This is a genomic window from Pradoshia sp. TA40_28 (genome assembly GCF_059694525.1).
The window spans coordinates 284104-296670 of sequence record NZ_JCATZO010000003.1; the positions used below are offsets into that span (position 1 = coordinate 284104).

The 12567-nt window shown below is 38.1% G+C and carries 10 protein-coding genes; 1 reads left to right on the plus strand and 9 read right to left on the minus strand.

Features of this window, described 5'->3' with window-relative positions:
- Positions 1-23: 23 nt before the first annotated feature.
- The 8 genes from mutM to AC58NB_RS05510 form a co-directional block, all read right to left on the minus strand.
- A complete protein-coding gene (gene mutM, locus AC58NB_RS05475) occupies positions 24-854 on the minus strand; it encodes a DNA-formamidopyrimidine glycosylase (RefSeq protein WP_497425810.1) in 831 nt (276 codons plus the stop codon).
- Between the two features lie 14 nt (positions 855-868).
- Entirely contained in the window at positions 869-3496 is a 2628-nt protein-coding gene (polA, locus tag AC58NB_RS05480) for a DNA polymerase I (protein WP_497425811.1), read from the minus strand.
- Positions 3497-3789: 293 nt separating this feature from the next.
- Entirely contained in the window at positions 3790-5556 is a 1767-nt protein-coding gene (pnpS, locus tag AC58NB_RS05485; protein ID WP_497425812.1) for a two-component system histidine kinase PnpS, read from the minus strand.
- Positions 5553-6272 carry a response regulator transcription factor gene (locus AC58NB_RS05490; protein WP_497425813.1) on the minus strand — a complete coding sequence of 240 codons (720 nt, stop codon included), beginning with the start codon at positions 6270-6272 and terminating at the stop codon, positions 5553-5555. The genes pnpS and AC58NB_RS05490 overlap by 4 nt, the downstream gene beginning before the upstream one ends.
- 180 nt (positions 6273-6452) lie before the next feature.
- Entirely contained in the window at positions 6453-7391 is a 939-nt protein-coding gene (gene mdh, locus AC58NB_RS05495) for a malate dehydrogenase (RefSeq protein WP_497425814.1), read from the minus strand.
- Positions 7392-7454: 63 nt separating this feature from the next.
- Positions 7455-8726 (minus strand): NADP-dependent isocitrate dehydrogenase, encoded by a 1272-nt coding sequence (icd, locus tag AC58NB_RS05500; protein ID WP_497425815.1) that lies wholly within the window; start codon positions 8724-8726, stop codon positions 7455-7457.
- 154 nt (positions 8727-8880) lie between these two features.
- On the minus strand, positions 8881-9996 hold the full coding sequence (citZ, locus tag AC58NB_RS05505) for a citrate synthase (RefSeq protein WP_497425816.1): 1116 nt from the start codon (positions 9994-9996) through the stop codon (positions 8881-8883).
- Positions 9997-10314: 318 nt separating this feature from the next.
- Positions 10315-10773 carry a DUF441 domain-containing protein gene (locus tag AC58NB_RS05510; protein WP_497425817.1) on the minus strand — a complete coding sequence of 153 codons (459 nt, stop codon included), beginning with the start codon at positions 10771-10773 and terminating at the stop codon, positions 10315-10317.
- Positions 10774-10934: 161 nt separating this feature from the next.
- On the opposite strand from AC58NB_RS05510, the gene ytvI reads away from it, so the two are divergent.
- Positions 10935-12065, plus strand: coding sequence for a sporulation integral membrane protein YtvI (gene ytvI / locus AC58NB_RS05515; protein ID WP_497425818.1), 1131 nt, complete (start codon positions 10935-10937; stop codon positions 12063-12065).
- Positions 12066-12117: 52 nt separating this feature from the next.
- Here ytvI and AC58NB_RS05520 read toward each other — a convergent pair whose 3' ends face one another.
- Positions 12118-12510 (minus strand): FxsA family protein, encoded by a 393-nt coding sequence (locus tag AC58NB_RS05520; RefSeq protein WP_497425819.1) that lies wholly within the window; start codon positions 12508-12510, stop codon positions 12118-12120.
- Between the last annotated feature and the right edge of the window lie 57 nt (positions 12511-12567).

The following is a 12567-nucleotide window of genomic DNA, read 5'->3' on the forward strand; positions in this document are numbered from 1 at the left end:
AGCCCATATTATGTTCATATCCACTAGGCTAATGGCTGACATACTGGACAGTAGACTGTCCCTCTGCCTCCAACAATGATTCTTTCCATAATTGTTCCACACCGTTTACATGGCTGCCCTTTTCTCGAATACGCAAACAATTCGAGTTGAAACATGCCCATTTGACCTTGGGAGTTCACGTAGGAACGTACGGTGCTCCCTCCCTTTTCGATAGCGGTAGCCAGAGTTTCTTTAATGGAAGTATATAGTTTTTCAATCTCTTCTTTTGTTAGACTCGATGCTGACCGTTCAGGATGGATACCTGAATGAAACAGGGCTTCATCTACATAAATATTGCCAAGGCCTGCAACCACTCTCTGATCCAATAAAACTGTCTTGATAAAACGATTGGTCTTACTAAGTGCCGCGCTTAAATATTCAGGTGTAAATTCATCTGAAAAAGGTTCAGGCCCCACCTTTGCAAGCGGAAGAACATCTAATTCTGTCCCCTTTGAATGCAAATGCATCGTACCAAACTTCCGTACATCTCTGTATCTTAACTCTGTATGATCTGTAAATTTGAATATCACATGTGTATGCTTATCAGTGGGCTCCGTTTCCTCGTAGAGCCCATATTTGCCTTCCATCCGTAAATGAGAAACTAGACTATGATCATCTAAATGAAAGATCAGGAATTTGCCGCGTCTCCCAATCTTATGAATGGTCTGCCCCTTAAGCAGCATCCGAAACAATTCAGTGTCATCAGGTTCTTTTATAATTTTTCCCCATCGTATATCCACATCTTCAATTGTTTTTCCAAGCACCAATACTTCGAGGGTTCTCCTAATTGTTTCAACCTCTGGTAATTCAGGCATTCTCATCCCCCCCTTTACTTAGCATCATACCAAGTGTTTCCAAATGAATAATCTACTTTTAATGGAACTGATAATTCCAACGCCTTTTCCATTTCTTCCGGAACAATTTCCTTTAGAATATCCAATTCCTCAGGCGGAGCTTCAAAAATCAATTCATCGTGCACCTGAAGCAGCATACGCGTCTTTAAATTCTCTTTCTTTAATCTGGCATTCATCCGAATCATCGCCAATTTAATAATATCAGCTGCACTGCCCTGAATAGGTGTATTCATGGCTGTTCTTTCTGCAAAACCGCGGACATTGAAATTACGATTATTAATTTCAGGTATATATCGGCGACGTTGCAATAAGGTACTCACATACCCTTTTTCCTTCGCTTCTTCCACAATATCCTTCATATATTGCTGAACACCAGGGAAACTCTCTAAATAACGTTCAATAAATACCCCAGCTTCTTTTCTCGTGATTCCAAGACTTTGCGAAAGTCCATAATCACTAATGCCATATACAATTCCAAAGTTCACCGCTTTAGCCTGTCTTCTCATATTCGAGGTCACTTGGGTTGCATCCACATGGAATACATCCATAGCCGTTCTAGTGTGAATATCCATATCTGTGTTAAATGCTTCTATCAGGTTTTCATCTCCTGCGATATGAGCCAGAACACGCAGTTCAATTTGGGAATAATCCGCCGCAAAAATCACCCAGCCATCTTCCGAAGGAACAAAAGCCTGTCTGATTTTTTTACCTTCTTCCAACCGGATCGGAATATTTTGCAGGTTCGGGTCTGTAGAGCTTAATCGTCCCGTTTGTGTCAGTGCCTGATTGAACTTCGTATGAACCTTCTGATCTTCATGAACGACTTTCAACAATCCCTCTATATACGTAGATTGGAGCTTACCTAATTGTCGATAATGGAGAATTTCCCTGACAATAGTATGCTTGCTCTCCAGTTTTTCTAGAACATCTGCAGAAGTCGAATAGCCTGTCTTTGTCTTTTTAATAATAGGTAAGTTTAATTTTTCAAAAAGGATGACTCCAAGCTGTTTAGGTGAATTAATATTAAATGACTCGCCTGCCAGATCATAAATTTTAGCTTCAATATCCTTTAATCTGCTCGCAAGCTCCGCTCCCATTTCTTTTAGTCGATTAACATCTACCTTCACACCTGTGATTTCCATTTCAGCGAGAATCTGTGCCAGCGGCAGCTCCAACTCCTGAAGTAAGCCCATTTGGTTAAATTCCTCAAGCTTTCTCTCCAGGCTTTCTTTAATAATTGTTAACGATAATGCTTTACGCGCAATATGCTCCCCTACTTCAGCAATTGGCGGAATCGAACGTTTTGCCCCTTTGCCATAAAAGCTTTCATCTGTTTGGATATGACCGGCATTATGCTTTTTAGCAAGATCTGCCATATCTACTTCTGGTTCTGCAGGATTTAGAACATAGGACGCCAGATACACATCAAATTCAATCCCTTTTAAAGCAATACCATCATGACTTAATGCAACAATGCTCTGTTTGGCATCATACACTGTTTTTTTGTATTCTGGATTTTCTGCCCACTCTTTAAAAAGAGGTGATCCCACAGCCTTGTCCTTTTCGATAAAGAAAGTCCCATTTTCATTAGATATAGCTAAACCAATGACTTCAGCTGTATGATAATTCGGGTCAAGCAGCTCCAGATAGATTGAAGAATGTGCTGTCAGCATTTCTTCCGTCACTTCTTCTACTGCACGATAATCAATTTCTTCAAGCTCGGTTACTTCTTCATGAGCAGCTGGTTCCATTTTTTCAATTAAAGTGGCAAATCCCAATTCTTTATAGATTGACAGTAATTTTTCCTGATCTGCCCCCGCATAATCAAGTGTTTCAAGTTTCACTTCAATTGGAGCATTCGTTTCAATTGTTGCTAGTTGCTTACTTAAAATAGCCTGATCCTTAAATTCTTCCACTTTTTCTTTTAATTTTTTCCCGCTGATTTCTTCTGGAGAAGCTACAACTTGCTCAACTGATCCAAATTGATTTAACAATTTCAATGCCGTCTTTTCCCCTACACCTGGAATTCCAGGGATATTATCTGATGCATCTCCCATCAGCCCTTTTAAATCAATAATTTGATTTGGCGTTAAATTGTATTTTTCTCGAATATGCGCCGGTGTATAATCCTCCATATCGGTAATACCTTTACGAGTTATACGAACCGTCGTTTTATCGGTAGCAAGCTGAGTTAAGTCTTTATCACCAGAAATAATTTGAACCTCATACTCCCCTTTTTCAGCCTCAAGAGCTAGTGTTCCAATAATATCATCGGCTTCATAATTCGTTAATTCATAACGGGCAATACCGTACGCATCTAATAGTTCACGAATGAACGGAAATTGCTCTGATAATTCAGGCGGTGTCTTTTGACGCCCACCCTTATATTCTTTATATGTACTGTGTCTGAAGGTTGTTTTCCCAGCATCAAATGCAACTAAAATATGAGTTGGATTTTCTTCTGAAATAATTTTATTGAGCATCATCGCAAAACCATAAATGGCATTTGTGTGGACGCCCTTGTCGTTATTTAACAATGGCAATGCAAAAAACGCCCGATAGGCAATACTGTTTCCATCTATTAAGATTAATTTTTTCTTCATGGCTACCTCCAGTATCCATCTATATTTTCTTTATTGAATAGCTTATTTAACTAAAATAATTATGTTTTATTTGTTTTTCCCGCCTAATTTAATTATCATAGCAGACGCAACCAACGAATACTTATTTCATGTTTTTTTGCCCTTCTGATAAAAAAACGTCACTTCTCCTTGTCCACTCTATTTTATCATGACTAGAGTTTGAAAGAAAAATGACGGTTCTTTTTGGGTATTGGGTTTTAAAGCCTTACGTTATCCCTTCATGATTACCATGCAATTCTATTGGGTAGTAGTTCTTACCGTTTCGATTGGAATTTAGGAAGGATAATCGTAAAGGTAGTACCCACATTCTTTTGACTTTGAATCGTGATCTCTCCGTTATGTGCCTCTACAATATGTTTAGCAATGGCCAGTCCAAGCCCCGTTCCTCCCGATTCCCGACTACGGTCTTTATCAACCCGATAAAACCTTTCAAATATTCGAGGAAATTCCTTTTCTTCTATTCCGATACCGGTATCCTCTATGGCAATATATACCTTATCAGAATCCTCATTCGCAATAATTCGTACTTTACCATTTGGAGGTGTATAGGATATCGCATTATTGACAAGGTTTATACAGACTTGTTTAAGCCGGAATGCATCTGCTTCACAAATAACCGGCTTGCTAAATTCCTGTAATTCAAAATCAATATGTTTCTTAGATGCTTTTTTCTCAAGCATGGTATAGGTGTCTGTCAGAACAGGAATAATATCAATTTCCTGTAAATCAAGTTGGAAGTCTTGTTGTTCGACTTTTGAAAGTTCCAGTAATTCTTTGATCAATGCCTGCAGCCTGTCACTTTCCTTTAGAATAATAGATAAGAAATGCTCTAAAGCCTGAGGATCATGCATAGCTCCATCAAGGAGAGTTTCCGAAAATCCTTTAATGGATGTAACAGGGGTATTTAATTCATGAGAGACATTGGCTACAAATTGTTTTCTTACAGATTCTAATTTTTTTAGTTCCGTAATATCATGAAAAACAAGTAAAATCCCTTTCCACTCATCTTTAGGTCCCATAATTGGCGCACCGTATACTTCAAAATTCTTCCGCTCAATTCCAATGGTCAAAACAATTTGTTTCTTTAACTTTTGCTCGGCCATAAAGATTTCTTCAATGATGGTATTTATTTCTTCATATTTAATCACTTTATAATAGAGTTCAGATAAGTAATCTTCCTCATCTACCTTGAAGAGATCCATATAGGCATGGTTAATCATACTGACGAACCCTTTTCCATCAATCAAAAGCAAGGCGCTCCCCATGTTTTCAATCAGTGTACTCAATCTGTCTTTTTGAATTTCATGAGCAATTTTCATTTCCTGAAGATTTCGAGCAACTATATTAATGGAATGACTAAGTATGCCAGTTTCATTATTTCTGCCCACGTATGAACGTGCCCGATAATTGCCTCTTGTTAATTCTAGAGCTGCCTTCACGGCACTTTCAATGGGGATGGCGAACTTCTTAATCAGCTGATAGACAAATAAGCCGATCATCACACAGGCAAATCCCAAACAGCCAATCAGTATAAACCACACTTTTGTATAGAGAATGGAATCTTCATTCACGGCCAAGATGAAATAGCCTATATCTCCATTGGTCATTTGAAATGCATCACCATAGTAATAGGATGGTCCTGTTTTGATTTCCGTTTTGGTCCCTATTTGTTTGTCTGTTTTTATATCTTCCATAAATGCAGATAGAGAAGCAGGTTCTCCCCATTCATTCCATCCTACTGGCTTCTCTGTCTTATAGAGTATATCCCCATCTCCCTCCATAACCAGGAATGAAGATTTCAAATGTTTGTTCAACTGTTCGAATTTCGTATCTAACGAATTGCCAACTTCTGTTTCATCCAAGTATAGGCTTAACAGTTGTCCTTCTTCCTTAAGATGGCTCAAAACAGACTTATCATAATAATAAAGAAACAACTTTCCAATTAATAAGCCAAAGCATAGAAGCAGGATAACCGTGACTGTTGCTATTTCTGCTGTTAGTTTAAGCTTAAATTTTTTCATCCTCTGGGTTCCTCAAGTTTATAGCCCAATCCGCGTACAGTTTTGATATAAAGAGGCTTTTTCGTCTCTTGCTCAATCTTTTCTCGCAGATGGCTAATATGCACATCCACAATTCTTGTATCACCAGCGAAATCATAATTCCATATCACATTAAGAAGCTGATCCCTTGTTAGCACTCTTGATTTATTTCTGGCCAGAAACTCTAACAGCTCAAATTCCTTCGGAGTGACCTCTAATAGCTCTTCCCTCAAATATGCTTCATATCTATCGGGATAAATCTTCAACTCTCCAATGGTTATGATATCTGCTTCTTGTTTCTCGACAGTATTTTCCCCCGTGGAGGATCCCATACCGGCTCTTCTGAGAAGGGCTTTTACACGCGCAACTACCTCTCGCGGGCTAAATGGTTTCGTCATATAATCGTCTGCACCCAGCTCAAGACCGAGCACTTTATCAAACTCTTCATCCTTAGCTGTTAACATAAGAATTGGCGTCATTATTTTATTTTGTCTTAAGATTTTACATACTTCTATGCCATCCAGTTTTGGCAGCATTAAATCCAAGATTATTATATCTGGCGACTCAGCCATAGCCATTCGTTTACCTGTTTCCCCATCCATTGCATGAAGTACCTGATAGCCAGCTTGTTCCAGATTATAAGTTAATAAAGTAATAATTGATTGTTCATCTTCTACTACAAGGACTTTTTTATTCATTGGCCCCTCCTGTAACTTTTTTCACCATACTATTCATTATATAGGAACAAACGATTTTGGGTAGTCTCTGGTATTTACACGAAATGATTGGATTATTTTAGTACACCTCTTCGTTCAGTATTCCCTTAAAATACAAAAAATCGGAGAATAGAATACCCCGATTTTTTAAATAGTATAAAATTAGGCAAGCACAGACATAACAGAACGCACTGCTTCTGCAGATTTATCAAGCGCTTTTTTTTCATCTTCCAGTAACTCAAGCTCAATCACTTTCTCAATACCGTTCGCACCCAGAATAGTAGGAACACCTAAATAAATTCCATTATATCCATATTCACCTTCCAAGTACGCAATGGCAGGGATTACTCGGCGCTGATCCTTCAATATGGCCTCAGCCATCTCAACAAGTGAAGCTGCCGGTGCATAGTATGCACTACCGTTACCCAAAAGGTTAACAATTTCTCCGCCGCCTTTTCTTGTACGTTCAACGATCTCCTCCAACCGTTCCTTTGGCAGGAGCGTTTCTAGCGGGATTCCACCGGCATAGGAATAGCGTATAAGAGGTACCATATCATCGCCATGTCCGCCCAATACAAACCCAGTTATATCCTTAACCGATAATTGTAATTCCTCAGCAATAAATGTACAGAATCGTGCTGTATCCAATACGCCTGATTGGCCAATCACACGATTTTTAGGGAAGCCGGTTTCCTTAAATACCGTATAGGTCATTGCATCAACTGGATTAGTAAGAACGATGATATAGCTATGAGGAGAATATTTTACAATTTCTTTTGCTACAGAACTCATAATCTTTTGGTTTGTCTGAACAAGGTCATCCCGGCTCATTCCTGGTTTACGTGCAATTCCAGCCGTAATGATAACCAAATCGGAATCTTTTGTATCTTCGTAGTTAGAAGTTCCCGATATGGATGCATCAAATCCCTGCACAGGTGCTGCTTCCGCCATATCCAAAGCTTTCCCTTTTGTTGAATTCTCCATTTGTGGAATATCAACCAGCACAATATCTCCTAATTCTTTTTGAGCTAAAAGAAAGGCTGTTGTTGCTCCTGTAAAACCACTGCCAATGACAGATATTTTTTTCCGTTTATAAGACATTCTTATTTACCCCCACTTTTAAAAGGAGCAATCCATTAATTGGATCACTCCCTTCATAAACTATTAATCCATATTTTTAATTAATTCATCAGCAAATTGTGAACATTTCACTTCACTCGCCCCATCCATTAAACGGGCAAAGTCATATGTAACCACTTTTGATTCAATCGTTTTTTCCATCGATTGAGTAATTAAGTTAGCAGCCTCATTCCATCCAAGGTGCTCAAGCATTAGTACACCTGAAAGGATGACGGAGGATGGATTTACTTTATCAAGACCAGCATATTTAGGTGCTGTACCATGTGTTGCTTCAAAAATGGCATGCCCTGTTATATAGTTAATGTTGGCGCCAGGTGCAATTCCGATTCCTCCAACCTGTGCTGCAAGAGCATCGGAAATATAATCTCCATTTAAGTTCATAGTAGCTACTACATCAAATTCCTTTGGTCTTGTTAAAATTTGTTGAAGGAAGATATCTGCAATAGAATCTTTCACAATAATTTTGCCGGCTGCTTCTGCATCTGCCTGAGCTTTGTTAGCCGCCTCTGTACCTTCAGCATCTTTAATGCGGTCATATTGTGCCCATGTGAACACTTGATCACTAAATTCTTCTTCAGCAACCTCATAACCCCAATTTTTGAATGCTCCTTCTGTATACTTCATTATATTACCTTTATGAACAAGGGTAAGTGATTTACGCCCTTCTTTAATTACATAGTTCAGCGCCGCTCTTACAAGACGTTTTGTTCCTTCTTCAGAAATCGGCTTGATGCCAAGTCCAGAAGTCTCAGGGAAGCGGATTTTAGACACTCCCATTTCTTCACGAAGGAAGGTTAATAGTTTTTTAACCTCATCAGATCCCTTTGCATACTCAATTCCTGCATAAATATCTTCTGTATTTTCCCGGAATATAACCATGTCTGTATCCTGTGGTCTTTTAACTGGTGAAGGAACACCATTAAAATAACGAACCGGACGCAGGCAAGTATATAAATCAAGTTCCTGGCGCAACGCTACGTTTAAGGATCTGATTCCTCCGCCAACCGGCGTTGTAAGCGGCCCTTTAATCGCAATCAGATAATCCTTAATGACGTCAAGCGTCTCTTTAGGCAGCCATTCTCCTGTCTGTTTAAATGCTTTTTCACCAGCCAATACTTCTTTCCAAATAATTTCTTTTTCCCCATTGTATGCTTTGTTTACTGCCGCTTCTAATACTCTGGACGCAGCTGCCCAAATATCCGGACCTGTTCCATCTCCTTCAATAAACGGAATAATTGCCTGGTTTGGTACTTGCAGTACTCCATCGACGACTGTGATTTTTTCTCCCATGCTCATTCAAATCCCCTCCAACATCAATATACAAGGTTAGTGAAACCTTTTAGTTTCAACTAACCTCTTCTCTAAATCTATAAATTTAAGTATAACTTTCAAAAAGTTTTTTAACAAACCATACTATTGGTAACTATCAGATTATTTTAGATATTTAATTTTAACGGGCCTCAATTGGGATATATTTTTGCATACCCGGTCCCACGTATTCAGCGCGCGGGCGAATCAATCGATTATTTTCATATTGCTCCAGAATATGGGCAATCCAGCCTGACATACGGCTGACCGCAAAAATCGGTGTAAATAAATCATGATCTATCCCAAGACTGTGGTATACAGAAGCAGAATAGAAATCAACATTTGGCGGGAGCGGCTTTTGTGAGGTAACCAACTCTTCAATTTTGGCAGACACTTCGTACCATTTTGGTTCGCCTGTTAGATTTGTCAGCTTTTGCGACATTTCACGAAGGTGCTTAGCTCGCGGATCTCCATGTCGGTAAACGCGGTGACCAAAGCCCATTATTTTTTCTTTATTTGATAATTTAGTATTTATATAGGCATCAACATTTTCAACAGACCCAATTTCAGTCAACATTTTCATAACCGCTTCATTGGCCCCCCCATGCAAAGGACCTTTTAAGGCACCAATTGCAGCTGTGACACCCGAATAGATATCTGAAAGGGTTGCCACGCATACACGGGCAGTAAATGTAGACGCATTCAATTCATGGTCAGCATGTAACACCAAAGCTTTGTTAAATGCTTCGATTTCAATCTGCTCTGGCTCTTTACCATTTAACATATAGAGAAAATTCTGTGCATATCCAAAATCTTTACGCGGTGCAATAGGTTCTTTTCCTTTACGAATACGTGAAAAAGCTGTCACAATAGATGGAACTTTAGCTTGCAGACGTACTGCTTTTCTAAAATTCGCTTCTTCATCCATAATATCGGCTTCTTCATCATATAATCCCAATAAAGATACAGCTGTTCTTAATGCACCCATTGGATGTACCTGATTAATCGGATACATTTTGAAATGTTCAATCAATTCATTAGGCAGTCCTGCATTTACAGCAAGTTGATTCTTCAAATCTTCCAATTCTAGCTTATTAGGTAATCTGCGATGCCATAACAAATAAATAACCTCTTCAAAACTTGCATTATCAGCCAAATCATCGATATCAAATCCTACATATGTCAATGTATCATCGATAATAGAACTGATTGAAGATGATGTAGCCACTATCCCCTCAAGACCTTTTGTAACTGACATGATTCATCTCTCCTTTGCTAGAAATCTCCCCTGTGTTCCTGATTTTCAGTTGATGAATTGGGTAATCTCTTCCCTGTAATGTATGTATTAAGCTTTCATCACATTTATATCTCTTACTTGTAAGTAAGCGTTATCATAAGAGCATAAAAATTACCCAGCTTCCCCCTCGATGAACGATTGCTCAGAATAACAATAGATTTCACATGAATTTTTTTACAAAAATGTGAAATCTATGTCTTGTTTTCAATTATAAACAATTATGTGGAATTTGTGAAATGAAAACGCCTTACAAAATTCTAAAAACATTCTTTTTTAAAGCTATCTAAATAAATTAATAAACTGCATAGCTAGATAAGCAATACCCGCTCCGATTAACGGTCCTACAGCAACTCCATTAAACAGACCGACAGCAAGGACTGTCCCAAAAACAAGCGCTACTGTTATATGTGGATCATCTACCAATAGCTGCAAACCATTCTTTGCAATTAATGCAACCGCAATTCCCGACAGCATGGCAATCCAGGCATATGGTGATTTCATGGCATCCGCTAATTGCTTAAATCCTATATTTCCGGTGGCAATTGGAACTAATACAGCAATCGTAATAATCGTAACCCCCCAATTAATTCCCTTCGCCTGAATTTGGCTGAAAAACTTACCATCTAAACCAACTAGTTTCATGACAATTAAAAAAAGTGCTGCAAACGTAAGAGAACTATTTTTTGCGACTAATCCTATAGCCAGTAATACTATTAAAAATATGTATGGACCATACATGTTGTCTCATCCTTCCTATTGAATAATATATCGATATAAAAGTCCTCAAAATATAAGTCAGACTATTTCAAAAAATGACTCTTGTGGCAATATATGAACTTCCCTTCGACTCTCGTAGATACTATAATTAAAATCAGATAGCTAAATAAAGGAGAACATTAATGAAACTTGAAAACCTTTATAAAGTTCTACGCTTTGTAATTGTTATTGTTGGGATATATCTAGCCTTCTATTTGCTGCTTCTTACAGCTAAATATACGTACCCTTTTATCATTGGCTTAGCATTTGCCTATCTACTTAAACCCTTTATCGGATTTTTAACGAATAAACTAAAACTACCAAGAGGCTTTTCAGTTATACTCTCTATCCTGGTTTCTGTTGCTATTATTGCAGGTTTAATTACTTTTCTTGTTTCTGAAGTGGTTGCCGGTATCACTTATTTGTCAGAAGTATTACCCGAACATTTAAATACAATGATTGTATTTACTCAAAATTACTTCACAAATCATATCCTTCCACTCTATGAAAGTATTATATCCTTTTTTAATACCCTCGATACCGGACAGCAGGATACCATTCTGTCTAATATTGAGCAAATAGGAAAAAATGCAGGCAATACTATTGGATCAATGCTTCAGTCATTTTTAGGGTTCATTCCTGTTTTAATCGGTTGGCTCCCAAGTGTGGGCACAGGAACGATCTTTACTTTGCTGGCCACCTTTTTCATTGCAAAGGACTGGGATAAATTACTTCATTATAGTGAAAAAGTTCTTCCAAATAAAGTAATGTACAATTTAAAGAATGTGCTTAAAGAATTGGAAAAAGCATTATTTGGATTTATAAGAGCGCAGCTCACTTTAATATCCATAACCGCGTTAATTGTACTTGTAGGTTTATTGATACTGCGGGTGAATTATGCCATTACAATCGCCCTTATTATCGGTTTTGTTGATTTATTACCTTATCTGGGTACTGGATTAGTATTTGTCCCATGGATCATTTATGAACTGATTATTGGCAACTTCGGACTGGCAATTGGACTTGGTATTTTATATACAGTGGTAATTGTCCAAAGGCAATTCATGGAACCGAAAATCCTTTCCACAAGCATTGGCCTTGATCCACTATCGACATTAGTATCTATATTCGTCGGATTTAAATTGATTGGCTTTTTAGGCTTTATTGTCGGGCCTATTGTCTTAGTCATCCTGCGCTCATTATATAAATTACATATCCTTCAAGATTTAAAAAACTATATAATGGGCCATAAACCTCCCATTAGTCCAAATTAAATGGAAGAGGCTGCACCTAACGATTTTTTGTCGCTAGAAGCAGCCCCCTTATTTATCGAATAATGGTAATCGTCTTCCGTGTTTTGCTCATATACTTTGTAAGCAATGTATAAAGGATTGGCTTAAATGCTTTCCTTGTATAGGGAATAAGCAATAGGAAACCAGCAAGATCACTAATAAAACCAGGTAGCAAAAGCAGGAAACCCCCGAACAGAATACAAATCCCATTAAATACTTCTTCACCTGGCATAAAACCTTTACTCATTTGTTCCTTTGCACGCCGAATAGTCTGAAGGCCTTGTTTTTTAGCCAGATATACTCCAATTATCCCAGTAAAAAAAATAAGGAAGACTGTCCAGCCAATTCCTAAATAGGAACCGAAAACCAACAACACAATAATTTCGATAATCGGTATAAGAATGAACAATATGGTTGAGAGTTTCATTCATAACCTCCTAATTGTTTGTATACGCTATTCCCTTTAGTTTAACTTATATCATGG

Excerpts from the sequence above, each read along its gene's own strand:
- polA (WP_497425811.1), bottom strand. The coding sequence starts at position 3,496 with ATGAAGAAAAAATTAATCTTAATAGATGGAAACAGTATTGCCTATCGG.
- pnpS (WP_497425812.1), bottom strand. The coding sequence starts at position 5,556 with ATGAAAAAATTTAAGCTTAAACTAACAGCAGAAATAGCAACAGTCACG.
- icd (WP_497425815.1), bottom strand. The coding sequence starts at position 8,726 with ATGAGCATGGGAGAAAAAATCACAGTCGTCGATGGAGTACTGCAAGTA.
- mdh (WP_497425814.1), bottom strand. The coding sequence starts at position 7,391 with ATGTCTTATAAACGGAAAAAAATATCTGTCATTGGCAGTGGTTTTACA.
- ytvI (WP_497425818.1), top strand. The coding sequence starts at position 10,935 with ATGAAACTTGAAAACCTTTATAAAGTTCTACGCTTTGTAATTGTTATT.
- mutM (WP_497425810.1), bottom strand. The coding sequence starts at position 854 with ATGCCTGAATTACCAGAGGTTGAAACAATTAGGAGAACCCTCGAAGTA.
- AC58NB_RS05510 (WP_497425817.1), bottom strand. The coding sequence starts at position 10,773 with ATGTATGGTCCATACATATTTTTAATAGTATTACTGGCTATAGGATTA.
- citZ (WP_497425816.1), bottom strand. The coding sequence starts at position 9,996 with ATGTCAGTTACAAAAGGTCTTGAGGGGATAGTGGCTACATCATCTTCA.
- AC58NB_RS05490 (WP_497425813.1), bottom strand. The coding sequence starts at position 6,272 with ATGAATAAAAAAGTCCTTGTAGTAGAAGATGAACAATCAATTATTACT.
- AC58NB_RS05520 (WP_497425819.1), bottom strand. The coding sequence starts at position 12,510 with ATGAAACTCTCAACCATATTGTTCATTCTTATACCGATTATCGAAATT.